The 25,154-nt window shown below is 68.2% G+C and carries 23 protein-coding genes and 1 tRNA gene; 12 read left to right on the forward strand and 12 right to left on the reverse strand.

What is annotated here, in order from left to right:
* Position 1 precedes the first annotated feature (1 nt).
* The gene (locus LX13_RS01540) at positions 2 to 880 is read left to right on the forward strand and encodes an SDR family NAD(P)-dependent oxidoreductase (protein WP_253659555.1); all 879 of its coding nucleotides are present in this window, start codon (positions 2 to 4) and stop codon (positions 878 to 880) included.
* Positions 877 to 1,383: a GNAT family N-acetyltransferase gene (locus tag LX13_RS01545; RefSeq protein WP_253659556.1), complete on the forward strand. Its 507-nt coding sequence runs from the start codon at positions 877 to 879 to the stop codon at positions 1,381 to 1,383. The genes LX13_RS01540 and LX13_RS01545 overlap by 4 nt, the downstream gene beginning before the upstream one ends.
* A 10-nt stretch (positions 1,384 to 1,393) precedes the next feature.
* Here the strand turns inward: LX13_RS01545 and LX13_RS01550 are convergent, their stop codons facing one another.
* Positions 1,394 to 2,050 (reverse strand): TetR/AcrR family transcriptional regulator, encoded by a 657-nt coding sequence (locus LX13_RS01550; RefSeq protein ID WP_253659557.1) that lies wholly within the window; start codon positions 2,048 to 2,050, stop codon positions 1,394 to 1,396.
* A 110-nt stretch (positions 2,051 to 2,160) separates the two neighbouring features.
* On the opposite strand from LX13_RS01550, the gene LX13_RS01555 reads away from it, so the two are divergent.
* Entirely contained in the window at positions 2,161 to 2,583 is a 423-nt protein-coding gene (locus tag LX13_RS01555; RefSeq protein ID WP_253659558.1) for a nuclear transport factor 2 family protein, read from the forward strand.
* A 15-nt stretch (positions 2,584 to 2,598) separates the two neighbouring features.
* Here LX13_RS01555 and LX13_RS01560 read toward each other — a convergent pair whose 3' ends face one another.
* From LX13_RS01560 to LX13_RS01575, 4 genes are all read right to left on the reverse strand, one after another.
* Entirely contained in the window at positions 2,599 to 2,841 is a 243-nt protein-coding gene (locus LX13_RS01560) for a hypothetical protein (protein ID WP_253659559.1), read from the reverse strand.
* 18 nt (positions 2,842 to 2,859) lie between these two features.
* A tRNA-Gln gene (locus LX13_RS01565) sits at positions 2,860 to 2,931 on the reverse strand.
* A 37-nt stretch (positions 2,932 to 2,968) separates the two neighbouring features.
* The gene (locus LX13_RS01570) at positions 2,969 to 7,489 is read right to left on the reverse strand and encodes an EAL domain-containing protein (protein WP_253659560.1); all 4,521 of its coding nucleotides are present in this window, start codon (positions 7,487 to 7,489) and stop codon (positions 2,969 to 2,971) included.
* A 100-nt stretch (positions 7,490 to 7,589) separates the two neighbouring features.
* Positions 7,590 to 8,345, reverse strand: coding sequence for an SDR family oxidoreductase (locus LX13_RS01575; RefSeq protein WP_253659561.1), 756 nt, complete (start codon positions 8,343 to 8,345; stop codon positions 7,590 to 7,592).
* A 95-nt stretch (positions 8,346 to 8,440) separates the two neighbouring features.
* Between LX13_RS01575 and glmU the strand changes: the two genes are divergently transcribed.
* From glmU to asnB, 4 genes are all read left to right on the forward strand, one after another.
* A complete protein-coding gene (gene glmU, locus LX13_RS01580; protein ID WP_253659562.1) occupies positions 8,441 to 9,973 on the forward strand; it encodes a bifunctional UDP-N-acetylglucosamine diphosphorylase/glucosamine-1-phosphate N-acetyltransferase GlmU in 1,533 nt (510 codons plus the stop codon).
* The gene (locus tag LX13_RS01585; RefSeq protein ID WP_343945944.1) at positions 9,970 to 10,947 is read left to right on the forward strand and encodes a ribose-phosphate diphosphokinase; all 978 of its coding nucleotides are present in this window, start codon (positions 9,970 to 9,972) and stop codon (positions 10,945 to 10,947) included. Before glmU ends, LX13_RS01585 begins: the two co-directional genes overlap by 4 nt.
* 8 nt (positions 10,948 to 10,955) lie before the next feature.
* The gene (gene arsC / locus LX13_RS01590) at positions 10,956 to 11,297 is read left to right on the forward strand and encodes an arsenate reductase (glutaredoxin) (RefSeq protein WP_253659563.1); all 342 of its coding nucleotides are present in this window, start codon (positions 10,956 to 10,958) and stop codon (positions 11,295 to 11,297) included.
* Between the two features lie 157 nt (positions 11,298 to 11,454).
* Positions 11,455 to 13,296 carry an asparagine synthase (glutamine-hydrolyzing) gene (gene asnB / locus LX13_RS01595; protein ID WP_253659564.1) on the forward strand — a complete coding sequence of 614 codons (1,842 nt, stop codon included), beginning with the start codon at positions 11,455 to 11,457 and terminating at the stop codon, positions 13,294 to 13,296.
* Between the two features lie 12 nt (positions 13,297 to 13,308).
* On the opposite strand, the gene LX13_RS01600 is transcribed toward asnB, so the two are convergent.
* Entirely contained in the window at positions 13,309 to 13,752 is a 444-nt protein-coding gene (locus tag LX13_RS01600; RefSeq protein ID WP_253659565.1) for a limonene-1,2-epoxide hydrolase family protein, read from the reverse strand.
* Between the two features lie 26 nt (positions 13,753 to 13,778).
* On the reverse strand, positions 13,779 to 14,273 hold the full coding sequence (locus tag LX13_RS01605) for a limonene-1,2-epoxide hydrolase family protein (protein WP_253659566.1): 495 nt from the start codon (positions 14,271 to 14,273) through the stop codon (positions 13,779 to 13,781).
* 242 nt (positions 14,274 to 14,515) lie between these two features.
* On the opposite strand from LX13_RS01605, the gene LX13_RS01610 reads away from it, so the two are divergent.
* The 5 genes from LX13_RS01610 (at position 14,516) to LX13_RS01630 (ending at position 19,273) form a co-directional block, all read left to right on the forward strand.
* On the forward strand, positions 14,516 to 15,187 hold the full coding sequence (locus LX13_RS01610; RefSeq protein WP_253659567.1) for a 50S ribosomal protein L25/general stress protein Ctc: 672 nt from the start codon (positions 14,516 to 14,518) through the stop codon (positions 15,185 to 15,187).
* Positions 15,188 to 15,754, forward strand: a complete 567-nt coding sequence (pth, locus tag LX13_RS01615) for an aminoacyl-tRNA hydrolase (protein ID WP_253659568.1) — start codon at positions 15,188 to 15,190, stop codon at positions 15,752 to 15,754.
* Positions 15,755 to 15,772: 18 nt separating this feature from the next.
* The gene (locus LX13_RS01620) at positions 15,773 to 16,831 is read left to right on the forward strand and encodes a beta-ketoacyl-ACP synthase 3 (RefSeq protein WP_253659569.1); all 1,059 of its coding nucleotides are present in this window, start codon (positions 15,773 to 15,775) and stop codon (positions 16,829 to 16,831) included.
* A 110-nt stretch (positions 16,832 to 16,941) separates the two neighbouring features.
* A complete protein-coding gene (locus LX13_RS01625; protein WP_253659570.1) occupies positions 16,942 to 18,531 on the forward strand; it encodes a peptide chain release factor 3 in 1,590 nt (529 codons plus the stop codon).
* Between the two features lie 37 nt (positions 18,532 to 18,568).
* Positions 18,569 to 19,273: a hypothetical protein gene (locus LX13_RS01630; protein ID WP_253659571.1), complete on the forward strand. Its 705-nt coding sequence runs from the start codon at positions 18,569 to 18,571 to the stop codon at positions 19,271 to 19,273.
* A 7-nt stretch (positions 19,274 to 19,280) separates the two neighbouring features.
* Here the strand turns inward: LX13_RS01630 and LX13_RS01635 are convergent, their stop codons facing one another.
* Genes LX13_RS01635 through LX13_RS01655 form a run of 5 tightly spaced genes read right to left on the reverse strand, consistent with a single transcriptional unit; the run spans position 19,281 to position 25,115 of the window.
* Positions 19,281 to 20,300 carry an enoyl-CoA hydratase/isomerase family protein gene (locus tag LX13_RS01635; RefSeq protein WP_253659572.1) on the reverse strand — a complete coding sequence of 340 codons (1,020 nt, stop codon included), beginning with the start codon at positions 20,298 to 20,300 and terminating at the stop codon, positions 19,281 to 19,283.
* Positions 20,301 to 20,312: 12 nt separating this feature from the next.
* Positions 20,313 to 22,121: an ABC-F family ATP-binding cassette domain-containing protein gene (locus LX13_RS01640; protein WP_253659573.1), complete on the reverse strand. Its 1,809-nt coding sequence runs from the start codon at positions 22,119 to 22,121 to the stop codon at positions 20,313 to 20,315.
* Positions 22,122 to 22,155: 34 nt separating this feature from the next.
* Entirely contained in the window at positions 22,156 to 23,079 is a 924-nt protein-coding gene (locus LX13_RS01645; protein WP_253659574.1) for a 4-(cytidine 5'-diphospho)-2-C-methyl-D-erythritol kinase, read from the reverse strand.
* A 28-nt stretch (positions 23,080 to 23,107) separates the two neighbouring features.
* Positions 23,108 to 23,968, reverse strand: a complete 861-nt coding sequence (rsmA, locus tag LX13_RS01650) for a 16S rRNA (adenine(1518)-N(6)/adenine(1519)-N(6))-dimethyltransferase RsmA (protein ID WP_253660523.1) — start codon at positions 23,966 to 23,968, stop codon at positions 23,108 to 23,110.
* A 25-nt stretch (positions 23,969 to 23,993) separates the two neighbouring features.
* Entirely contained in the window at positions 23,994 to 25,115 is a 1,122-nt protein-coding gene (locus LX13_RS01655) for a resuscitation-promoting factor (protein WP_253659575.1), read from the reverse strand.
* Positions 25,116 to 25,154: the final 39 nt, after the last annotated feature.

Here is a 25,154-nt window from a genome sequence, read left to right on the forward strand (position 1 = left end):
CATGAGCTCACCCTGGACCGCGGCGCAGATGCCCCGCCTCGACGGCACCCGGGTGGTCGTCACCGGGGCCACCCGCGGTCTGGGCGAGGCAACCGCGCGCGGTGCCGCCGACGCCGGCGCGACGGTCGTGGTGGCCGGCCGGGGCGCCGACGCGGCAGCACAGGTCGCGCGGTCCATCGGCGGCGGCGCCACTCCCGCCGTCCTCGATCTCACCGACCGCGACTCGATCCACGCGTTCGCCGAGTCGGTCGGCGACATCGACGTGCTCATCCACAACGCGGGCGTGCTGCCGACCAGACGGACCGTCACCGCCGACGGGCACGAGACCACGTTGGCCACCAATGTCCTGGGACCGTTCCTCCTGACGAATCTGCTCGCGCCGCGGATCCGGGATCGGGTCGTCGCGGTCAACTCGACGGTCCATCACGCGGGGCGACTCGACCTCGACGATCTCGACTTCACCCGACGCCGCTTCACCGGCGCCGCCGCCTACAGCCAGTCCAAACTGGCGCAGGCGTTGTGGATGCTGGCCCTCGACCGCCGACTGCGCGCGGCGCGATCAGATCTCACCACCGCACTGACGCATCCCGGCTGGGCGGCGACCGAGATCACCGCGCTGCCGGGGGTTCCCGCCCTCACGCCGTTCATCACGTGGCTGGGCAACACCGTCGCCAACTCGGTGGTCGAGGGCGCGGCCTGCACCCTCTACGCCGCAACCATGCCCATCCCGTCCGGTAGTTTCGTGGGGCCCGCCGGGTTCGGCGGTCTGCGGGGCTCCCCCACACTGGTCGGACGGTCGGCCACCGCGTCCGACACCGCTCTGGCCGAACGCTTCTGGGATGCCGCAGCCGAACTCACCGGATCGGAGCTGCACCTGTGACCGTGACCCTGCGGACCGCGACCACCGCCGACTGCGCACAGATCGCCGAGATCTACCAGCACTACGTCGAGCACACCGTCATCACGTTCGACTACGTGTCACCGTCGGCGCAGGACTGGGATCACAAGCGCGCCGGCATCATCGACCGCAGACGTCCGTTCCTCGTCGCGGTCGAGGACACCACTGTCCTCGGGTTCGCCTACCTCGCGGAGTTCCGCACGAAGCAGGCCTTCGACTGGACCACCGAGGACACCATCTACCTGCGGCCCGATGCCACCGGACGCGGTCTCGGTTCGACGCTGCTGCGCGCACTGCTGACCGACCTCGATCCGACGTCGGTACGGCGCATCGTCGCGGTGATCGCCGTCATCGAGTCGGACGCGTCGATCGCACTGCACGAGCGAGCCGGCTTCGTCGACGCGGGCACGCTGCGCCGGGTCGGGTTCAAACACGACCGCTGGGTCGACTGCGTGTTCATGCAGTACGACGTGCCCGAGGCCTGATCGCCTCAGTTCACTCGCGCCCACCGAGTTGCGGGTCGATCTCCAGGTTCGTCAGGCCGTTCCAACACAGGTTCACCAGATGCGCGGCCACGACCTCCTTCGACGGCTCGCGGACGTCGAGCCACCATTGCGCCGTCACCGACACCATCCCGACGAGGGCCTGCGCGTACAACGGCGCCAACGTCGGGTCGAAACCCCGCCGGTCGAAGTCGCCCGCGAGGATGTGTTCGACCTGGCTGATCGCGTCGTTGAGCAGGCTGGAGTATTTCTCGTCGCCGGCCGAGCTGGTCGATCCGTGCACCAGGATGCGGAACCCGTCGGTGCGTTCTTCCATGTAGGTCAGGAGCGCGAGCGCCACCTGCTCGAGTCGTGACCGCGACCGGTTCTTCGTCAACGACGACGTGATCATCTCCAGCAGCGTCTCCATCTCCCGGTCGACGACCACCGCGAACAAGCCCTCTTTGCCCCCGAAGTGCTCGTAGACGACCGGTTTCGACACCGACGCGCGCTGGGCGATCTCCTCGATCGAGGTGCCCTCGAACCCTCGTTCGGCGAAGAGACCACGCGCCACCTCGATGAGCTGGAGTCGGCGCTGCGGGCCTGTCATCCGGGTTCGCGGCGCCGCGCGGACCTCGCGCTCGCCGTCGATCGGCCGTTCGACTGCCATCAGATCACTCCGTCGTGTTGTCCGTCGTCGATGTCGGGTCCGGTCGTCCCCCGTAGCGATATTTTCGCATCCGCCGTGGTGACGCAGGGGTGCGCACTAGGTTGTTCGACATGCTCGGTCTGCAAGAGATCTCCGATCGCCTGGAGATACAACAGCTCATCACGGATTACTCGACCGCGGTGGACACCCGGCAGTTCGAGCGTCTGCTCGACATCTTCACCCCCGACGCGGTGATCGACTACTCGGCCGTGGGGGGCACGGTCGGCACGCCGGCCGAGGTCGTCCCGTGGCTGCGCGAGAACCTGGCGATCTTCTCGGACTACTTCCACCTCGTCGGCAATCACTCGATCGTCGTCGACGGGGACACCGCGACCGCCACCAGCATTTGCGTCAACCCGATGGTGTTCGCCGACACCGCGCCGCAGGCGATGATGATCGTCGGCGTCTGGTACCACGACACCTTCGTACGGACGCCGAACGCCTGGCGGATGACCGGACGGGTGGAGCAGAAATCGTTCATGCACTCCGTCTGACCGGCCGCGCCGACATCAGGCCGGTGGGAACGCCGACCGCAGCGAGTCGATGTGCGCGCGTGCCTCGTAGAGCTCCAGACGCCGGGCCCGGGCCAGGACCATCAGACGGGCACCGTTCTTGGCACCGCGCATGCTCGCGGACTTCTCGAGAGCGGTGACCTGGAGTTCGAGTTGGGTGGCGACGAGTTCGAGCTGCTCGGTGAACATTCGCGCCTGCACGAGGTTCGGGTCGGGTACGGAGACCGGATCTGTGACCACCTGAACAGGATACCGTTGCTCCGCCACCAGGACTCGAACCTGGAATACCTGAACCAAAATCAGGAGTGTTGCCGATTACACCATGGCGGAAAGTCGTCGGTTCGACGTAGGCGATTGTGCCATGTGGCTACGGACGCTGGGCAATCCAGTCGATGATTTCGGCGAGCGGCATCGGCCGGGCGATGTGATAGCCCTGGGCGAGGTCGGCCTGCTTCTCGCCGGCGATCGCGAGCATCTCCTCGTCCTCGACACCCTCGAGCACGACCTTGGCGTCGAGAGCGTGCGCGAGTTGAACCGCGGCGTCGAGGATGTTCATCCCGCGGTCGTCCTCCTGCGCGCGGCGCAGCAGCGACCGGTCGACCTTGATGATCCCGGGCTCGAGTCGGTCGAGGAGTTCGAGATTGGAGTACCCGGTTCCGAAGTCGTCGATGCTGATGGTGGCGCCGAGTCGGCGGAGCAGTCCGAGGGTGTCGAGCGCGCGACTGTCCGGACCCAACAGCACCGACTCGGTGACCTCGGCGACGATCTTGCCGAGTCCACCTGCGGGTTGCCATGCCAACAACCAGTCGGTGATGTCGCGCTCGTCGAGTTCGGTGACCGAGAGGTTCACCGCCACCGACGGCTGGCGATCACCCAGCGCGGCGTGCAGAGCGGTGATGTCGGCGTCGACCAGTTGCAGCACGATGCGTCCCAGCGCGCGCATCTGTCCCGTCTCGGCCGCGTATTCGATGAAGTCGGCGGCGGACACGACCTCGCCGTCGCGCCGCCACCGTACGAGCGCCTCGACCATCACCGCTCGCCCGTCGACGAGGTCGACCACCGGCTGGTAGTGCATCTCGAACTCGTTGCGGCTCAACGCGGCACTCAGTCGCTGACGCATCGCGGCCCGCTCGTCGGCGGCCGCGTTCATCTCCTGCGCGAAGTAGGCGTGCCGGTCGCGCCCACGGTCCTTGGCCACGTACATCGCGGTGTCTGCGTTGTGCAGCAACCCGTCGGCGGTGGCCGCGTCCTGCGGGTGCACCGCGATGCCGACCGACGCCGAGACGTAGGCCAGCGAGTCCTGCAGCGGGATCGGCTCCCGGATGGCCGCGAGCACACGCAGCGCCAGCGAGTCGAGACCGTGCAGATCCCGGCTGCGGGTCACCAGCAGTGCGAACTCGTCGCCACCCAGCCGACCGACGATGTCGTGACGCCGTGCCGCCTGATGCAACCGGGTGGCTATGGTGGCCAGCACGAGATCGCCTGCGCGGTGCCCGAATCGGTCGTTGATCTCCTTGAAACCGTCCAGGTCGATCCAGAGCAGGGCGACGGAGTTGGCCCCCGACGCCATCAGCTCCTCGGTCTTGGACCGCAGGTAGCCCCGCGTCAACAGACCGGTCTGGAGGTCGTACTGCTCTCGTTTGGCCAGCTCGGTGGTGATCTCCCGCATCCGTGAGATGTCTCGCACCAGGGCGATCGTGCGCGGGCCGTCGCGCTGGCCCTCCCCCTCGACGGCGACGGTCTGCAGCTCGACGGTGACCGGCCGCGCCACGCCGTCGGCGGTGACGATGCGGCGGGGCACGTCGGTGTCCGGACCGTCGGACTCGGCGCGACCCGCCGGGTCGGGTTCGAGGAGCACGGTGATCGGCGTGCCGATCAGGAACGACGAGGTGTAACCGGTCAGCGCGGAGACCCCCGCGTTCGCGGAGAGCACCCGATCATCCGCATCGAGAACCAACACGCCCATGTCCTCGGTTCGCAGCACGGCGTCGAGCACCGCGGAGCGACGATCGGCCAACTGACGCAACTCGCGCCGCTCGGTGATATCGAGCGAACTGCCGACCACGTGATCGGGTTCGGCTCCGTTGCCGGGCGCGAACTGTGCCGACTCCGCGATCCATCGCACCGCCCCATCCGGGCGGATGATCCGATACTCGATCTGCCACTGTCGATCGGCCGAGGCCAAAGCGGTCTGCACCCGGTGGCGGTCGTCGGGGTGGACCGCGGCGAGCAGGAGCTCCGGATCTTCCAGCACCGCGGCGCGATCGAGCCCGTAGAGCTGCTCGACCCGGGATGTCACCATCGTCAGCTCGCCGGTCAGCGTTCTCTGCCAGACGAACTCGCGTACCGACTCCGCGACCTGGTTGAGGTTCGCCAATGCCGCCTCGCGACCCCGGCGCTCGGCGGCGACGTCGCCGACGTCGGTGACCACGACGATCGCCCCGCGTACCTCGCCGTCGGAGTCCACGTAGGGCTGTATCTGCACGAGCAGGTCGCGATCCTCGCTCGTGAGTTCGCGCATGTTCGCCGAGCGCGACCGGATGGTCGCCTCGAGATCGGCGCGGAGATCCGGGACGGGAATGGTGGTGGGGACGGCGGGCAGCGGGCGCCCGAGGTCCTCGTTGATCAGCGAGAACAGCCGTACCGCGAGCGGCGTGAAGCGCGTGACGCGCATCTCCCGGTCCACGATCACCAGACCACTGGTGATCGACGACTGGATGTTCTGCAGGTCGACGTTGACCCGCACCAGTTCGTTTCCTCGCAGCTGGAGCTCGGAGTTGAGGGTGGTCAGCTCCTCGTTCGTGGCCTCGAGTTCCTCGTTCGAGGCCTGGGCCTCCTCCGAGGTCGCCTGCAGTTCCTCGGCGGACGCCTGGAGTTCCTCGTTGAGCGCCTGCAGCTCCTCGTTGGACGAACTGAGGTCTTCGATCGTCGACTGCAGTGCGTCCTGGGTGGCCCGGAGCTCCCCGCTGAGGATCAGTTCATCGTCCGTGGACGAGTACAGCGGCGGGATCTCCCTGTCGTCGTCGTCCGGGGACGCCGTCTGGGTCAGCAGGTGGAAGGAGAGGACCGAGCCGCTCCCTTTGCCCACCAGTCGGGCAGCGGTGATCTCGACCCGCTGTCCCCCGGGTTCTGCGATCACCCGGGTCACCGAATCAGGCGAGCTGTGCCGGAGCTGGCTCAGCATGGTGCGCACGGTGACCTGGTAGCGATCGCGGATCAGATCACTGACGTGACCGGTGTGTTGTCCGATCGACACCGCGCACCACCGCGAGACGTCACCGACCACCTCGACCACCGTGTCGCTGTCGTCGAGTACGAGCGACGGCGGGGCGACGGTGGCCAGCAGCCGACGGAACAGCACACTCGACGGCTCGCGCCCCGTGGGCAGCACCGGCGGCGCCTGGACGAACACCGGCGGGACGTAGCGACCGTTGGGCAGATGCTGGACCCGAGCACTGTTGGCGCGGCGATAGAGCCGATGGGATGGGTCGACGACGCTGAACATGTTGTCCACGCGAGGAATTCGTTCCGACTGGCCCAGCACCAACAGCCCACCGGGCACGAGCGCGAACTGGCAGAGCGCCAGTACGCGCTCCTGGAGGTGGTTCTGGAAATAGATCATCGTGTTGCGTAGCGAGATGACCGCGATGCGCGGAAACGGCGGATCGTAGGCAACGTTGTGCCGCGCGATGACCAGCGCCTCGCGCAGTGCCGGAGTGACCTCCCATTCCCCACCGACCCGCTGCATCCATCGCGTGCGCAGGTGATCCGGAACGGTGGCCACGGCGGCGTCGGAGTAGCGGCCGCGCCGCGCGACCGCCAGCGCCCGTTCGTCGAGGTCGGTGGCGAACACCTTGATCCGCAGTGGGTGGTCGGTAGAGCGCGGGTGCACGGCCTCTGCCGCGAGCATCGCGATGGTGAAGGCCTCCTCACCACTCGCGCAGCCCGGCACCCAGATCCGGAGGTCCTCGCCGGCGGCGAGATCCGCTGCGATGGTGCGCAACTGCTCGGCCACGGCATCCCACACCTCGGCGTCGCGGAAGAACGCGGTGACGCTCACGAGGACGTTGCGGCTCAACGCATTCGCCTCGATGGCGTCGTCGGCGACGCGTTCCAGATAGTCCTCGGTCGACAGGTCGACGAGTCGCTGTCTGCGCTCGATCTGACGCAGCAACGTGGACCGTTTGTAACCGGAGAAGTCGACTCCGGTGACATCGCGCAGCACCGTGATCACCTGCTCCAGGTCGGAGTCGTCGAGGCCAAGCGCCGTGTCGGCAGGCGCCGATGATCGCTTCGAGGCCTGATCGAGCACCCGCGCCATCTCGGGCAGCATCTCTCCGGCGGACAGCACCAGATCGGGTGTCCCGGTGGCCACCGCCGCCCCGGGCATGCCTGCGAACGACGCGGTGGCCGGATCCTGCGCCACGACGAACCCGCCCGCGCTGTGCACCGACTCCACCCCGGCGGCACCGTCGTCACCGGTGCCGGACAGCAGGATCGCGACCGAGTCGACTCCGTAGGTCAGTCCCACCGAGGTGAACAACCGATCGATACTCGGCCGCGGCCGGCCCTGCTCGTCGGGCTCCGCGACCCGCAGGACCCCGCCGTCGACGACCACGTCCATGCCCGGCGGCGTGACGTAGACGACGTCGGACGCCAGGGGCGCCCCGTCGGTTGCCGGCGTCACCTGCAACGAGGTGACCCGCGCGAGCAGGGCGGGGAGAACACTCGTGTCCGTCGGAGACAGGTGTTGTGCCACCACGAAGCACTCGTTGCGGCCGACGGACGCAGTCGACAACAGCGCCGACAGGGCCTCTATCCCCCCGGCCGAACTCCCCACTGCGATCACACGACGGTGCGCGGTACCCGGGTCGTGCCCAGACGTCATCAGTCCCGCCTCCCCCGAACCCGCGACTTGGGTCCGGGAAATCGTATCCCCGATTGGCGCAGCCCACGCTGCAATCCGCGCCGTTCGGAGTCCATGTGCGTCAGTCCCGGGGGCCACCTGCGACGTAGAGAACCTGACCGGAGACGAATCCGGCGCCTTCACTGGCGAAGAACGACGCCGCGTGTGCGATGTCCTCGGGGACGCCGCCGCGCTTGACGGGGATCGCCTCGGCGTTGGCCTTGACGAACTCCTCCCAGTCCATACCGACGCGCTCGGCGGTCGCCTTGGTCATGTCGGTCTGGATGAAGCCCGGCGCGATGGCGTTCGCGGTGACGCCGAACTTCCCGAGTTCGATGGCGAGGGTCTTGGTGAAGCCCTGCATGCCCGCCTTGGCGGCGGAGTAGTTCGACTGGCCACGGTTTCCGAGGGCCGACGTGCTCGACAAGTTCACGATGCGACCCCACTTGGCCGCGACCATGTGCTCCTGGACGCCGCGCGCCATGAGGAACGCGCCCCGCAGGTGCACTCCCATGACCGCATCCCAGTCGCCGACGGACATCTTGAACAGGAGGTTGTCGCGCAGGATGCCCGCGTTGTTGACCAGCACCGTGGGGGCGCCGAGGTCGGAGGTGACCTTCGCGATGGCCGCGGTCACCGACTCCTCGTCTGAGACATCGGCGCCGACCGCGAGGGCGGTGCCGCCCGCCTCGGTGATCGCGGCGACCGTGTCCGCACTGGACTCCTCGGTCAGGTCGAGCACGGCGACGGCGAGGCCGTCGGAGGCCAGACGCGCCGCCACGGCCGCGCCGATCCCTCGACCTGCTCCGGTCACAATTGCGGTTTTACGCTCGCTCACTGGTCCACCTTTCGTCGACTGCCAGGACTCTCAAGTTCTACCAGTGCGTAGGATCGGGCCCGATCCACATCCCTACCAGTGGAAACAGGAGTTGTATGTCTGCGCTGACAACCGATCTGGGGTCGCCCGGCCAGGCGGTCGGAACGGCTGTCCTCGTACTCGCCGCCGGTGCGGGTACGCGAATGAAATCCACCGTCCCCAAGGTTCTGCACTCGATCGGTGGGCGCACGCTGCTCGCGCACTCCCTGCACGCAGCCGCCGGTCTCGACCCCGACCATCTCGTCGCGGTCGTCGGCCACGCCCGCGAACGCGTCACCGCCGCCTGCGACGAGGTCGCCGCCGTACTCGGCCGACCGATCGCCGCCGCGGTGCAGGAGACACAGAACGGCACCGGCGGAGCGGTGCGCGCCGGGCTCTCGGCGCTCCCCGAGGACTTCACGGGCGTGGTCGTCGTGACCGCGGCCGACGTCCCGCTGCTCTCCGGCGACGCGCTGCGCACCCTGCGCGAGCACCACGTGTCGACCGGCTCACAGGTCACGCTGATGACCTCGACCGCACAGGACCCGACCGGCTACGGACGCGTGCTCCGCACCCAGGACGGTGAGGTCACCGAGATCGTCGAGGAGCGGGACGCCACGCCGCAGCAGCGGCTGATCACCGAGGTGAACTCCGGCGTCTACGCATTCGACTCGGTCTTGTTGGCGGCCGCGTTGGCCGACCTCGACGACGACAACGCCCAGGGCGAGATCTACCTGACCGACGTGGTCGCGATCGCCCGCGGCATGGACAAGACGGTGCACGCCAACCGAATCGACGACGCACTGCTGGTCGCCGGCTGCAACGACCGCCTGCAGCTGAGCACCCTCGGGGCGGAGTTGAACCGGCGCGTCGTGGCCGGCCTGATGCTCGACGGCGTCACGGTGGTCGACCCCGCGACCACGTGGGTCGACGTCGAGGTCCGGGTCGCCGCCGACGTCACGCTGCTGCCCGGCACCCAGCTGCACGGCACCACCGCGATCGCCGCACACGCGGTGGTCGGACCCGACACCACCCTCACCGACGTCGAGGTCGGCGAGGGCGCCACGGTGATCCGCACCCACGGCAGCGAGTCACGGATCGGGCCGGGAGCCCAGGTCGGGCCGTTCGCCTATCTGCGACCGGGCACCGATCTGGGCGAGGGATCGAAGATCGGCACCTTCGTCGAGACGAAGAACGCCACCGTGGGCGCCGGGTCGAAGGTCCCGCATCTGACCTACGTGGGCGACGCGACCATCGGTGAGCAGTCGAACATCGGCGCCTCGAGCGTGTTCGTCAACTACGACGGGGTGTCGAAGAACCGCACCACCGTCGGCTCGTATTGCCGCACCGGATCGGACAACATGTTCGTCGCTCCGGTGACCGTGGGTGACGGCGCGTACACCGGGGCCGGTACGGTGCTCAGGCAGGATGTTCCCCCGGGTGCCCTCGCGGTGTCGGGTGGGGCCCAACGCAACATCGAGGGGTGGGTCGCCGAGAAGCGCCCCGACACCCCATCGGCACACGCGGCAGCGCGTGCTCGGGCAACAGGTACGAACGGCGCGGGCGACGACGTCGCGTCCGGCACACCGAAAGAGATGGACGAGCAGTGAACTGGACCACGGACAACCAGAAGAACCTGATGCTGTTCTCTGGTCGGGCACATCCCGAACTGGCCGCGGCGGTCGCAAAGGAACTCGGCGTCTCGGTGACCCCGCAGACCGCACGCGACTTCGCCAACGGCGAGATCTTCGTCCGCTTCGAGGACTCGGTCCGCGGCTCGGATGCTTTTGTGCTGCAGAGCCATCCGGCGCCGCTGAACACGTGGCTGATGGAACAGCTCATCATGATCGACGCGCTCAAGCGTGGATCGGCCAAACGCATCACCGCGATCCTGCCGTTCTACCCCTACGCCCGCCAGGACAAGAAGCACCGCGGCCGGGAGCCCATCTCGGCCCGCCTCGTGGCCGACCTGCTCAAGACCGCGGGCGCCGATCGCATCATCACCGTCGATCTGCACACCGATCAGATCCAGGGCTTCTTCGACGGCCCGGTCGATCACATGCACGCCCAGGGTCAGCTCGCCGAGTACGTCAAGCACAAGTACGGCACCGAGAACGTGACCGTCGTGTCGCCGGACTCCGGCCGCGTGCGCGTGGCCGAGAAGTGGGCCGACTCGTTCAACGGCGCGCCATTGGCGTTCATCCACAAGACGCGGGATCCGTTGGTGCCCAACCAGGTCAAGTCCAACCGTGTGGTCGGTGACGTCGAGGGCCAGATCTGTGTCCTGATCGACGACATGATCGACACCGGTGGCACCATCGCCGGCGCCGTGCGCGTGCTCAAAGACGCCGGTGCCGGAGACGTCATCATCGCGACCACCCACGGGGTGTTCTCCGATCCGGCCGCCGAGCGCCTGGCGTCGTGCGGAGCGCGCGAGGTCATCGCCACCGACACCCTGCCGATAGCACCCGAGAAGCGGTTCGAGAACCTCACGGTCCTCTCGATCGCCCCGCTGCTCGCCCAGACGATCCAGCAGGTCTTCGAGAACGGCTCGGTCACAAGCCTGTTCGACGGCAACGCCTGAGTCGCGTCGTGTCCGCGACCATCTTCCACAACCCGAAGTGCTCGACCTCGCGTAAGGCGCTCGCCCGGTTGCAGGACGCGGGCATCGAACCCGAGATCGTGCGGTACCTCGACACCCCGCCGACCCGGACCGAGTTGGTCCGCCTCATCGCCGACGCCGGCATCGAGGTCCGCGCCGCGGTGCGCAGGCGGGAGCCGTTGTTCGCCGAGCTCGCTCTCGCCGACGCATCGGACGACGCGCTGCTCGACGCGATGGCCGAACATCCGCGGCTCATCGAGCGGCCGTTCGTCGTCACCGACAGGGGCACGCGCCTGGCGCGGCCGGTCGAGTCGATCGACGAGATCCTCTAGATCCGATCTCCGCAGCTCTCGGCACCGCACGCGCCTGAACTGGGCGTATTGCCCGAATCGACGCCGAAGGCCCCCTCTGGCCATCCCTTTCTCGCCGTGTTACAACGGTGTTACTGGTAGTTGCATGTACTAAGTAACCGAGCCTGGGGAGGCTGTGATGTGCGGAATCACCGGATGGGTGTCCTTCGATCGAGACCTGTCGACCGAGCGGGCGACCCTCGACGCCATGACCGCCACGATGGCCTGTCGTGGGCCTGACGGATCAGGCACCTTCGTCGACGGTCACGCCGCACTCGGTCACCGACGCCTCGCGATCATCGATCTCCCCGGCGGTACGCAGCCGATGACCGTCAGCACCCCCGCCGGTGCCGTGGCGATCGTCTACAGCGGTGAGACCTACAACTTCACCGAGTTGCGCCGCGAGTTGATCGGTCTCGGACACGGTTTCACCACCGACAGCGACACCGAGGTGGTGCTGCGCGGCTACCTCCAGTGGGGCACCTCCCTGGTGGAACGCCTGAACGGGATGTACGCGTTCGCGATCTGGGACGGGCGCGACGAGAAGTTGGTCATGGTGCGCGACCGGATGGGCATCAAACCGTTCTACTTCTACCCCACCCGCGACGGAGTCCTCTTCGGCTCCGAACCGAAGGCGATCCTGGCCAACCCGCTCGCGCGGCGGGTGGTGGACACCGCTGGTCTGCGCGAGTTGTTCGCGATGACCAAGGCGCCGGGATGGTCTCTGTGGCAGGGGATGTCAGAGGTCCTGCCGGGAACGGTCGCGACGCTGACCAGTCGCGGACTCGACACCCGCACCTACTGGAAACTCGACGCGCGCGAGCACACCGACGACCGCGAGACCACCGTCGAGCGGGTCCGTGAGCTGATGACCGACATCGTCGACCGCCAACTCGTCGCCGATGTCCCGAGATGCGTCCTGCTGTCGGGCGGTCTGGATTCGAGCGCGGTCACCGGGTTGGCCGCGGCCCGCCTCGCCGAGCAGGGCGAGCGGTTGAACACCTTCTCGGTCGATTTCGCCGACCTCGAGGACAACTTCCAGCCGGACGAGATGCGCGACACCCCCGACTCCCCCTACGTGCGGGAGGTCGCCGAACTGGTCGGCTCCGATCATCGCGACGTGGTTCTCGACTCCGCCGAGCTGACCGACCCGGCGGTGCGTCGCGCGGTCGTCTCCGCCCGTGACATCCCCGGGGGCATGGGCGATCTGGACAACTCGCTGTACCTGCTCTTCAAGGCGATCCGCGAGCGGTCGACGGTGGCTCTGTCGGGCGAGTCGGCGGACGAGATCTTCGGCGGCTATCGCTGGTTCCACGACGAGACCGCCCGCAATGCCGACACCTTCCCGTGGCACGCGTTCAGCAGCTCGTTGACGAGCAACCGACTGGCGCTGCTCACCCCCGACCTGCGCACGAAACTCGATGTCGACGGCTACATCCGCGATCAGTACGCCACCGCACTCGACGCCGTCGAGCAGCTCCCGAACGCGTCGGATTTCGAGCAGCGGATGCGGGCGATCTGTCACATGCACCTCACCCGGTTCGTGCGGATGCTGCTCGATCGCAAGGACCGGGCGTCGATGGCGGTGGGCCTCGAGGTGCGGGTGCCGTTCTGTGATCACCGGCTCGTCGAGTACGTCTACAACACCCCGTGGTCACTCAAGTCGTTCGACGGGCGCGAGAAGAGTCTGCTACGGCACGCGACGAAACACGTTCTGCCACAGTCGGTCATCGAGCGGGTCAAGAGTCCCTACCCGTCCACCCAGGATCCCCGGTATGCGGCGGCGCTGCAGGAACAGCTCCGCGAGGTCCATGCCGATCCGCACAACGCGATCTTCGAGATCATCGACCGGGCCGCCTTGGGCGAGGTCATCACGGCCGAGACCGCGTCCATCACCGGCGATGTGCGCACGGCGATGGACCGGGTCCTCGACATCTACCACTGGATCGACATCTACGCGCCCGACCTCCAGGTGGCCTGACCCTGCCCTCGGTCAGATGGTGGCGGGCGGCGGCAGCGGGCGCTGGATGGACGGGATCGCCACGGCCGCCAGGGCCGGGATCAGCTTCGCGGCTGCGTGCAGGTGATCGAAGTAGTCGCGCCATCCCACGACCAGGCCGTCGCGGATCTCGAACCGACCGCACACCCAGAACTGCCAGTGCAGGCGCCCGAGGCTCAGTTCGTCGATGCGTTCGGTGAGGACGGTGTCGCCGTCGGCGGAGACATTGAGAAACCGGACGCCGAAACCCACCGGCCCGTCGAGACCGCGCAGCACCTTCACCGTGCCTGCGTGACGCAGCGTCGGCCATCCGACGTTGGTGTAGACGAGGTCGGGGTGCAGCAGCGCGATCGCGGCGGCGGAGTCACCGGCGGCCATCGCGGTGAGGAAGTCGACGGCCACGTCGGCCGCGGTCGGGATCGCTGTGGGGGTGCTCATCGTGCGATGGTCGCATGACCGAGGGCTCACTGCGGTGGCATGTGCGCCCGCATCGACGGAACCGCCGCACCGAGGAGTCCCCGCGAGATCGCCCGCACGAGGGCGATCCGCCCCACCTCGTCGTGCCAGCGGACGATCTTGCCGTCATCGACCTCAGCGGTACCCCGCACCGCGACCTGGATGCGCAACCGACCCCGGATGAGCGCATCGGTGCGCTCGGTGCGGACCGTGCTCCCGTCGCGCGTGACCTGATGGACGACGACGTCGAAACCCCAGGAGGAGCCGGCGATGCGGTGCAGCCTGCGCATCACCGCAGCCCGACCGCGACGGGCACCGGAGTGACCGACGCGGTACTCGACCTGCGGTGCGAGCATCTGCTCGGCGACATCGGGGTCGGCGAGCGCGAGGGATTCGAGGAACCGGATGGCCACGTCCTCCGGCGACCACAGCAGACAGTCGACGACCGACCCGCCACGACGGATGCGGTCGGGGTCGCTGCGCTGGGGATACACACCGGCCATGCTCCGCCCGGTCCGCGACACGGCCACGAACTCGACATGACGCGTGGGCGAACAGTGGATGTGACACGCCTGAGAATCGTCGGTTAGGCTGTCCGACGTTGTCCCGGCGAGGGCGGATCCATCGTGGTCCCCGTTATCGGCGTGGCGGAGTTCTCCGTGTGGACCCAGGTCTGCTGTGGAGGTCGCGGCCCGTTGTCCTCTCGCCTCGACCGACATGACCACCACACGTTCAGGAGAACATCATGGCCACCACGGCAAACCCGCTCACCGTCACCACGCGCACCGAGCGCGGCAAGGGCGCCGCCCGTCGCGCGCGCCGTGCCGGCAACGTCCCGGCCGTCCTCTACGGCCACGGCACCGATCCCCAGCACCTCAGCCTCCCGGCGCTCGAGCTGGCCGCGATCCTGCGTAACAACGGCACCAACGCCGTCATCGACCTCGACATCGAGGGCACCAGCCAGCTCGCGCTGACCAAGCAGGTCGACGTCCACCCGGTGCGCAACTACATCGAGCACGTCGATCTCCTGGTGATCCGTCGCGGCGAGAAGGTCACCGTCGAGGTCACGATCATCGTCGAGGGCGATCCCGCCCCCGGCACCCTGGTCACCCAGGACGCCAACACCGTCGAGATCGAGGCCGACGTCATGTCGATCCCCGAGCAGATCGTCGTGTCGGTCGAGGACGCGCAGGTCGGCGTCACGATCAGCGCCTCGGATCTCGAGCTGCCCGAGGGCGTCACCCTCATCACCGATCCCGAGACCCTGATCGTCGCCGTCAACCAGGCGCCGACCCAGGAAGACCTCGAGGCCGAGCTGGATCAGGATCTGCTGCCCGACGAGACCGAGGGCGACGAGGACGCCGAGGGCGAGGGCGACGCGGACTCCGAGTCCAAGGACGACTCGACCGACGAGTAGGTGCGTCTGGTCGTCGGCCCGGGGAATCCCGGGCCGCGCTACGCGGCCACTCGACACAACATCGGTATGACCGTGGCCGATGCGCTGGTCGAGCGGGCCTCGGAGCGGTACAAGGTGCACAAACGCTCCGGCGCCGACATCGCGACGGTGTCGGTGGCCGGGACGTCTGTGCTCGTCGCCCGACCACGGGTGTTCATGAACGAGGCCGGTCGCCAGATCGGTCCGCTGGCCTCGTTCTTCTCCATCGCGCCGAACGACGTCATCGTCGTGCACGACGAACTCGACATCGACTTCGGTCTGGTCCGTCTCAAGCGCGGTGGCGGCGAGGGTGGTCACAACGGGCTGCGGTCGATCTCGGCGGCGCTCGGCTCACGCGACTACCTTCGTGTGCGTCTGGGTATCGGACGTCCGCCCGGACGCCAGGACCCGGCCGATTACGTGCTCAAACCGTTCGCCTCCGCACAGCGCACCGAGGTGGACCTGTTGGTGGAGAACGGCATCGACGCCGTCGATCTGCTGCTCACGACAACGTTGGAAGAAGCTCAGAACCGCGTACACGCGTGGTGAGACGAACGAGGGGGATGCATGGTCGCCATCAAGGTCAACGAAGGTAATCCGAACGTCGCGATGCTGGGGATCGGCGCGTACCGCCCGAGCCGGATCGTGAGCAACGCCGAGGTGTGCGAAACGCTGGACTCCTCCGACGAGTGGATCTACGAACGCAGTGGGATCCGCAACCGTCGCTACATCAGTGGCGACGAGACGGCCAAGTCGATGGCCATCGCCGCGGCCGAGCGTGCGATCGAGAACTCCGGCGTGCCCAAGGAGAAGATCGGTGCGATCCTCCTGGCCACGTTGAGCTGGAAGACGAAGATCCCGCACGGCGCACCGCAGATCGCCTTCGAGCTGGGCATCAACGGCATCCCCGCGTTCGACATCGCCTCGGGCTGTGGCGGGTTCGGTTACGGGCTGGGTATCGCGACCGACATGGTCCGCGCCGGTTCGGCCGAGTACGTCGTCGTGATCGGTGTGGAGACGCTGTCGGTCGTGCTCGACCCCACCGACCGCAACACCGCCTTCATCTTCGGAGACGGCGCGGGCGCGGTCGTCGTCGGACCGAGCGAGGTCAACGGCATCTCCCCCACCGTGTGGGGCAGCGACGGTGAGAACGCCGAGGCGATCGGTCAGAGCTACGACATCATCGAGTACATGGATCGCGCCGAGGAGTTCCAGTCGCGTGATCCGGAGACCGATCCGGTCGAGCGCATGGTGGTCACCATGCAGGGATCGCGCGTGTTCCGCTGGGCGGCGATCACCCTGCCGAAGGCGTTGGCGTCGACGCTGGAGCTGTCCGGGGTCACCGCCGAGGACATCGAGGTGTTCGTCCCGCACCAGGCCAACGCGCGTATCAACGAGCTGATGCGCAAGAACCTGGGTCTGCCCGACGATCTGCCGATGGCCAACGACATCGAGAACACCGGCAACACCTCGGCGGCCTCGATCCCCCTCGCGATGGAGGAGATGCTGGCCAGCGGCAAGGCCAAGGGTGGCCAGACCGCGTTGCTGCTCGGCTTCGGTGCCGGTCTCAGCTACGCCGGCCAGGTCGTCACGCTCCCCCCGGCCCCGAAGATCACCAGCTTCTGACGTTTCCGCTCGATCCGTAGCAGTTCGTGACGCTCTTCGACACGAACTGCTACGGGTTCGTACCGCCTGCGAAATTTGGGTCTGACCTGGGGGTTGAGTAGCCTCGACAGGTGAGTTCCAGTCCCGACACCGTCGCCCGCGAGGTCGCCCGTCGTCGAACCTTCGCCATCATCTCCCACCCCGACGCCGGCAAGTCCACGATGACCGAGGCGCTGGCCCTGCACGCGCGGATGATCTCCGAGGCCGGGGCCATCCACGGCAAGGCCGGCCGCAAGTCGACCGTCTCGGACTGGATGGAGATGGAGAAGGCGCGCGGTATCTCGGTGAGTTCGACTGCGCTGCAGTTCAACTACGAGGGCAACGTCATCAACCTCGTCGACACCCCCGGCCACGCCGACTTCTCCGAGGACACCTACCGGGTGCTCACCGCCGTCGACGCCGCGGTGATGCTCATCGACGCCGCGAAGGGTCTCGAGCCCCAGACGCTCAAGCTGTTCCAGGTGTGCCGCCACCGCGGCGTGCCGGTGATCACCGTCATCAACAAGTGGGACCGGCCCGGCCGCTCCCCGCTCGAGTTGATCGACGAGATCAGCGAACGCATCGGCCTCACCCCCACCCCGCTGTTCTTCCCCGTCGGCATCGCCGGCGACTTCCGCGGTGTCCTCGATCGCCGCACCGGTGAGTACGTGCGCTTCACCCGCACCGCCGGTGGCGCGACCATCGCGCCCGAGGAATTCCTCGACGCCGAGCACGCGGCGCAGCGCGAGGGCAGCGACTGGGAGGCCGCCGTCGAGGAGAGCGATCTGCTCTCGGAGATGGGTCAGGATCACGACGAGGAACTGTTCCTCGCGGGTGAGACCTCGCCAATGATCTTCGCCTCGGCCGCACTGAACTTCGGTGTGCGCCAACTCCTCGAGGCGCTCGTCGAACTGGCCCCGCCGCCCACCGGCCGCGAGGGCATCGACCACCACGAGCGCGAGGTCACCGACCCGTTCAGCGCCGTGGTGTTCAAGGTGCAGGCGGGAATGGACTCCTCGCACCGAGATCGCCTGGCGTACATGCGGATCGTCTCCGGCGAGTTCGAACGCGGCATGGTCGTCACCCACGCCCAGACCGGCAAACCGTTCACCACCAAGTACGCGCAGGCCGTGTTCGGTCGTGACCGGTCCACCGTCGACACCGCCTACCCCGGCGACGTCGTGGGCCTGGTCAACGCGATGGCGCTGGCCCCCGGGGACACGCTCTACACCGACGAACTGGTGCAGTACCCGCCGATCCCGTCGTTCGCGCCCGAGCACTTCGCCGTGCTGCGCGCCGAGAGTGCGGGCAAGTACAAACAGTTCCGCAAGGCCATGGACCAGCTCGATTCCGAGGGCGTGGTCCAGGTGTTGCGCAACGAGGTCCGTGGCGACGCCTCACCCGTGCTCGCCGCGGTCGGGCCGATGCAGTTCGAGGTCGTCACCGCTCGGATGAAGACCGAGTTCGGCGTCGAGACCTCCGTGCAGAACCTCCCCTACGGACTCGCGCGGCGCACCGATGCCGAGAGTGCCGACGAGCTGGGCCGACAGCGCGGGGTCGAGGTGTTCACCCGTACCGACGGCGCCATCCTCGCCCTGGTCAGCGACAAGTGGCGTCTGCAGTACATCGAGAAGGAACACCCGAAGCTGACTCTGGAACCCCTTGTCGCGGCAGCGGATTGATCGACTCCCGCTAGTCGCTCTCGCGCTGGTCGTCGCCGTGGCGACCGGCTGCGCGTCGGCGACAACGGGCACGTCCCGCCCACCCGCGAGAGCGAACACCTCGTCGGCACCGACATCGACGGCGCCCACCCCGACCGGCGACCGCGTCGCCGACGAGCGGTGCACCGACAAGCCCCCGACCGGTCAGCTCACCCAGTCGCCCGGCGGAATCCTGTTCCGGACCGGGCGCGTCTTCGTCGACGTGGCACGCCTCGCGCCCGCCGCCGCGCCCGGCAACGTCGCCGACCCCGACCCGGACACCGACGACACCTCGGGTGACGGATGCCATGCATTCCCCAAGTGGGGCAACGACGATCCCCTCGTACCCCCGGACAGCGCGCTGTTCGTGTTCAAGAGCGCGGGCACGAACGGCGTACAGATCGAGGCACCGATCGCCGAGTTGGTGTCGCGCCGCGACGTGACCGCGCAGATCGGTGTGGTGGCCGAGGGCCGGTACTTCCAGGCCATCTCGTGCGCGCTGACGATGAGCTCGTTCACCGAGGACACCGCCGCGGGATCCTTCACCTGTCCGAACGCCGTTCTCGTGCAGGGGAACCCGTTCAGGCCCGACGACGCCATCGACCCGACCGATCAGCTACCGGAGCCGCAGGCGCCGCTCCCGCCGATCGGGATACCGGGGACCGTGGCGCCCGACGCGGCGTCGACCGCCGTGCTGTCCGGGTGGTTCGAACTCCGCAGGTGACGACGCCTCAGATGCTGCCGACGATCCGCTCGACCTCGGCCGGGTCGACATCGTCGACCTGCGCGGGCGAGAACGCCGGGTTGCGATCCTTGTCGACGAGGACCGCTCGGACTCCCTCGGCGAAATCGGGGGTGGCGCAGATCCGTTCCGCGGCATGGAGTTCTCGCTCGAAGCACTGATCGAGCAACGACGAGTCACCGATCTCGATCAGCCGGGCCGCCACCATCAGACTGGTCGGCGAGGCCGACTCCATCAGCGACACCATCTGCTGGGCCCATTCCGCCTGCTGCTCCGACGCACTCGATGCCGCGCCGCGCAGACCACCCAGGATCGCGGGGACCGAACTGTCGGCAAAATATTCGGCGATGTTCTTCAACGGGATCTCGGTCGGGGCCGGGGCGGACGAGGTCAGGACCTCGACCAGCGGTGCGCCCGAGCGGATCGCGTCCGCCACCTCGGCGAGACCCTCGGTCGGGACATGGTGCGTGGCCAGGCCGACCGTGACTGCGTCGGCACCGGTGATGCGGGCTCCGGTGAGTCCCAACCACATCCCGACACCCGCGGGCAGGCGCGGCAGGAAGTAGGTCGCACCGATGTCGGGGAAGAACCCGATCGCCGTCTCCGGCATCGCCATCACGGCTTTGTCGGTGACGACCCGGACCTCGCCGTGCACGCTGATCCCGAGCCCGCCGCCCATCGCGGCGCCGTCGATCAGCGTGACGTAGGGCTTGGGATAGTCGGCGATCAACTGGTCGAGGGTGTACTCCGAGGCGAAGTAGTGGCTGATCGCCGCGGCGTCACCGTCGACCGCGTTGTCGCGGATCGCCCGGATGTCACCACCGGCGCAGAACGCCCGGTCCGACGCCGACGTCACGAGAACCGTGGACACCGACGGATCGTCCGCCCACCGGATCAGCACCTCGTGCATGTCGTCGATCATCGACTGGTCGAGGGCGTTGAGTGCCCGTGGCCGATCGAGGACTATCTCGCCGACTCCGTTGGCAACCGAGGACTGAATGTAGGACATGCAAGTACCGTACTATCCCCATTCTTCGGCGAGTTCCATCCATTCGACCTCGGCGGTCTCCTTCTCGGCCACGACGGCCGTCAACTCCGCGTCGAGTTCGCGCAGGCGTTGCGAATCGGTGGCGGACGCGGCCAGCAGTGCGTGCAGCTCGGTCTCGCGGGTGTCGAACTTCGCGATCTGCCGCTCGAGCCGCTTCATCGCCTTCTGCGCGTCGCGCTCTGCTCCTGCATCGCGCACCGGTGCGGCGACCGCGCCGTCGGCACGTCCCGCGACCGACGACACCGGGGTGCTGTTGTCGCCCTGCCGCGCTCGTCGCTGCAGATAGGACTCGATGCCGCCGGGCAGGTTGGTCAGTCCACCGTCGCCGAACAACGCCCAGGTGCTGTCGCAGATCCGCTCGATCAGGTAGCGGTCGTGACTGATGACCACCATCGTCCCGGCCCAGCCGTCGAGGATGTCCTCGAGTTGCTGCAGGGTGTCGATGTCGAGGTCGTTGGTGGGCTCGTCGAGCAGCAACACGTTGGGCTGTGCCATCAGTACACGGGTCAACTGCAGGCGACGCCGCTCGCCACCGGAGAGGTCACCGACCGGGGTGCGCTGCCGGGCGGGTGAGAAGCCGAGGCGTTCGGCGAGCTGGCCCGCCGAGATCTCCTTCTCCTGCTTGGTTCCCGCGCCGATGGTGATGCGTCCGGCGACGTCCTCGACCGCCTCGAGCACCCGCATGTCGGTGGGCAGGTCGTCGAGTTCCTGACGCAGCCACCCGATCGACACCGTGGTGCCCTCCTTGCGACGACCGGGGTCGACGGGCACCTCGCCGGCGAGCGCGCGCAGAAGCGTCGTCTTGCCGGAGCCGTTGATGCCGACGAGACCGATCCGCTCGCCCGGCTGCAGACGCCAGGTCAGGTCCTCGACCAACACCCGGTCGTCCGGGGTGCGGAGGGTCGCGTCCTCGAGTTCGATGACGACGCGACCGAGTCGGCGCTTGGCGAAGCTCGACAACGCGACGCTGTCGCGGACCGGGGGCACATCGGCGATGAGCTTCTCGGCAGCCTCGATCCGATACTTGGGCTTGGAGGTCCGGGCGGGCGGGCCGCGGCGCAGCCAGGCCAGTTCCTTGCGCGCGAGGTTGCGGCGACGCTCCTCGGCGGCGTCGGCCAGGCGCCCACGCTCGGCCCGGGCGTAGATCCAGTCGTTGTATCCGCCTTCGTATTCCGTCACCGAGCCGTGCGCGACCTCCCACGTGCGGGTGGCGACGGTGTCGAGGAACCAGCGATCGTGGGTGACGACCACCAGCGCACTGCGACGGTTGACGACGTGGTCGGCGAGCCACTGCACACCCTCGACGTCGAGATGGTTGGTGGGCTCGTCGAGGATCAGCAGGTCGAGATCCTGTACGAGAGCCGCGGCCAGGGCGACACGACGTCGCTGTCCGCCGGAGAGTTCCTCGACGCTGCGCTCGAGTCCCCCGTCGAGGCGGTCGATCCCGATGCCGGCCAGCACCGCGCGCACACGCACGTCCGACGCCCACTCGTGCTCGGGGATGTCGAGCGGTCCCAGGACGACGTCGCCCACGGTCGCGCCGGGAGGGAGCACACCGCGCTGGGTGACCACGGCCATCCGCAGGCCACCGACCCGCGACACCCGCCCGGAATCGGGTTCGGTGATGCCGGCGAGGATCTCGAGCATCGTGGTCTTGCCGCCGCCGTTGAGGCCGACCACACCGATGCGTTGGCCTTCTTGCACACCGAGACTCACCGACTCGAGGAGCGGCGCGATGCCGAAGCTCTTGCTGATCTTCTCGGCGTTGACGAGGTTGGTCATCGGGTCCTGTCGTTCGTGGTGCGCCGGTACGGCGTCATCGGTCGTCGTCGACGAGACGTGCGCCGGGAACCGGCCCGGAGGCGATGCGCACCGATCGGCACACCCCGGCCCCGGACAGTTCGGCGGCGACGTCGACGGCGTGGTCGGAGTCGGTGCAGAGGAACACACACGTGGGGCCGGAACCCGAGACGATGCCGGCGATCGCGCCGGCATCGGTACCGGCGCGCAGGGTCCGGCGCAGGGTCGGCATCAGCGACACCGCGGCCGGCTGCAGGTCATTGCGCAGCAGCGGCGCCAGCCGGCGCGGGTCACCCGCGGCGAGCGCCTGCATCAGTTGGTCCGGATGCGAGGCGCGGGAAAGACTTTCGTTGCGGCGCAGCGTGTCGAGCTCGCGGTACACGTCCGGCGTGCTGAGCCCCCCACCGGCGATCGCGATGACCCAGTGGAACTCACCGCGCGACAGCACGCTCATCAGGTTCTCACCGCGTCCGCTCCCGAGAGCCGTACCGCCGTGCAGCGAGAACGAGACGTCACTGCCCAGATCGGCGGCCATGGCGTACATCTCGTCGCGCGTGGGTTCGACGCGCCACAGCCGGGCCAGGCCGACCAGCGTGGCGGCCGCATCGGCGCTCCCCCCGGCCATGCCGCCGGCGACCGGGATGCCCTTGGTGATCTCGATGGCGACCTCGCCGGTGTGTCCGGTCGCGGCGGCCATGGCGTCCACCGCCGCCCACGCCAGGTTCCGGTGATCGGTCGGCACGACCGCGGCGTGGTCACCACGGACGGTGATGGTGCGCGTGTCGGCGGGGACGATCGAGATCTCGTCGGTCAGCGAGACGGCCTGGAAAACGGTCTCCAGCTCGTGGTAGCCGTCATCGCGCAGGTCACCGACACCGAGGTGCAGGTTGATCTTGGCGGGGACCCGGACAGTGACCGGGCGGGGAACGACGGAGAGCACGACTGCCAAGACTACTGGGCGCGGCGAGCTAGGACGAACCGGCGAGGCGCACGAAATCGGCCACCTCGAGGCGTTCGCCGCGCAGCGACGGGTCGATGTCGGCGGCCCGGAGTCGGCGTTCGGCCTCGGTGGCCGACCCGGCCCATCCGGCCAACGCGGCGCGCAACGTCTTGCGGCGCTGGGCGAAGGCGGCGTCGATGACCGCGTAGACCGGGCGTCGGGTCGCGTCGTCGGTGTCCCACGGCATCTCGAGGCGGTCGACGCGCACCAACCCGGATTCCACCTTCGGCTCGGGCCAGAAGACGCCGGCGCCGACCGTCCCGGCCCGTTTCACCGTGCCGAAGAACCGCGCCTTGACGCTCGGTACCCCGTAGATGCGTCCACCGGGTCCGGCCGCGAGGCGTTCGGCCACCTCGAGCTGCACCATGACGAGCACCGTCCGGATCGACGGGAACGTCGCCAGGAGATGCAGCAGCACCGGCACCGCGACGTTGTAGGGCAGGTTGGCCACGACCGCGGTGGGCGCGGCGGGCAGGTCGTGCGCCGCGATGGTCAGTGCGTCGGCCTCGACGACGGTGAGTCGGTCGGCATGGTCGGGGGCGTACTCGGCCACGGTCGTCGGCAGCGCTCCGGCCAGGACCGGGTCGATCTCGACCGCGATCACCTCGCCGACGACGCCCAGCAGTGCCAGCGTGAGCGAGCCCAATCCCGGACCGACCTCCAGCACGACGTCGTCGGAGTCGACCTCTGCCGCGGAGACGATGCGACGCACGGTGTTGCCGTCGTGGACGAAGTTCTGCCCCAACGTCTTGGTGGGACGGATCCCGAGCTCCTCGGCGAGCGTCCGGACCTGGACCGGTCCGAGCAGACGCGGTGGCGTGGGGCTCAGCGAAGGCCCCCGCCGGAGGCGGGAATCACCGAAGACCCAGTTTCGACGAGCAGGACGGCCATGCGCCCCAGCCCTGTGCGGCGAGGGTCTTCTCCGCGACGAAGATCTGCTCCTCACGGCTGGCGAGGTCGGCGCGCGGCGCGAACTCCTGGCCGCCCCAGCGGTCCCAGGTGTTCTGGTCGAACTGCACGCCACCGAAGAAGCCGTTGCCGGTGTTGATGGCCCAGTTGCCGGTCGACTCGCACTGCACGAGCTGGTCCCAGACCGATCCGACCGGGACGAACGGCGCACCCGGCTTGGTGCCGACGTTCACCTCGGCGGCGACGGCCGGGGTGACCTCGGAGGCGCCGGTCTTGATGCGCTTGGTCTCTTTGCCGTTGACGGTGGTGACCGAGTAGGTCACGTTCTGGGTGCCGGGCTTGCCCGGGGTCTTCACGACCTTCTTGCCCGTGATGACGGTCGGGTCCTTGGTCTCCTTGTCCGGCGCCTTCAGCGGCTCGGTCTCGGTGACCTCTTCGGTGCGGACCCGGGTGACGTTGATGGCCATGTTCGCGGCGATCGGGGTGTCGGCGGCCGGGGTGACGGCATCCTGGCCGGCCAGCGGGTTGCCCAGGTCGGCGAGCAGTTCGCCGACCGTCTTGGCGGCGACCTCCGGGGTGGACCGGACCTTCGCGTCGACGAGGGTGACCTTCTTGGGCAGCGTGACCGCCACGGCGGCCCCGTCCACGGGCAGTGTCTCGGTGCGCGGGGCCTCCACGTCGATCGACGGCGCGGCGAGGTTCTGCTGTGCGAGGGCCTGCTCGACGGTGACGGCGTTGGTCTTGATCTCACGCTTTTTGCCGTCGACGTCGAGGACGATCGTCTTGAGTCGGTGGAAGGTGATCGTCTGTCCGTCGGCGACACCGTCCGACGGCGCGGGGCTCACGAGATCACCCTTCGCGGGGTGGTAGCCCTGATCGGCGAGAACGTCGGAGATGGACGACCGCATGGTCGCGACCGTGACCATCTTCCCGTCCACATCGATGGTGACCGTCTTGTGCATCACGATCCCCATCACGCCTCCGGCGATGAGCGTCAACAGCAGCGCCGCGATGGCGACTCGCACCTTGGTGGAGTTGGAATCGTTGATTCGGGCTAAAAAAGACACACGTCAACTTCTTGTCGGGGACGGGGAGTATCCGTCAGG

Source organism: Williamsia maris, assembly GCF_024171815.1.
Classification (GTDB): Bacteria; Actinomycetota; Actinomycetes; order Mycobacteriales; family Mycobacteriaceae; genus Williamsia_A; species Williamsia_A maris.

Excerpts from the sequence above, each read along its gene's own strand:
- LX13_RS01555 (WP_253659558.1), top strand. The coding sequence starts at position 2,161 with ATGCTCGGTCTGCAAGAGATCTCCGATCGCCTGGAGATACAACAGCTC.
- LX13_RS01620 (WP_253659569.1), top strand. The coding sequence starts at position 15,773 with ATGGTCGCCATCAAGGTCAACGAAGGTAATCCGAACGTCGCGATGCTG.
- LX13_RS01570 (WP_253659560.1), bottom strand. The coding sequence starts at position 7,489 with ATGACGTCTGGGCACGACCCGGGTACCGCGCACCGTCGTGTGATCGCA.
- LX13_RS01605 (WP_253659566.1), bottom strand. The coding sequence starts at position 14,273 with ATGGCCGGTGTGTATCCCCAGCGCAGCGACCCCGACCGCATCCGTCGT.
- LX13_RS01640 (WP_253659573.1), bottom strand. The coding sequence starts at position 22,121 with ATGACCAACCTCGTCAACGCCGAGAAGATCAGCAAGAGCTTCGGCATC.
- asnB (WP_253659564.1), top strand. The coding sequence starts at position 11,455 with ATGTGCGGAATCACCGGATGGGTGTCCTTCGATCGAGACCTGTCGACC.
- LX13_RS01610 (WP_253659567.1), top strand. The coding sequence starts at position 14,516 with ATGGCCACCACGGCAAACCCGCTCACCGTCACCACGCGCACCGAGCGC.
- LX13_RS01635 (WP_253659572.1), bottom strand. The coding sequence starts at position 20,300 with ATGTCCTACATTCAGTCCTCGGTTGCCAACGGAGTCGGCGAGATAGTC.
- LX13_RS01600 (WP_253659565.1), bottom strand. The coding sequence starts at position 13,752 with ATGAGCACCCCCACAGCGATCCCGACCGCGGCCGACGTGGCCGTCGAC.
- LX13_RS01550 (WP_253659557.1), bottom strand. The coding sequence starts at position 2,050 with ATGGCAGTCGAACGGCCGATCGACGGCGAGCGCGAGGTCCGCGCGGCG.
- glmU (WP_253659562.1), top strand. The coding sequence starts at position 8,441 with ATGTCTGCGCTGACAACCGATCTGGGGTCGCCCGGCCAGGCGGTCGGA.
- LX13_RS01540 (WP_253659555.1), top strand. The coding sequence starts at position 2 with ATGAGCTCACCCTGGACCGCGGCGCAGATGCCCCGCCTCGACGGCACC.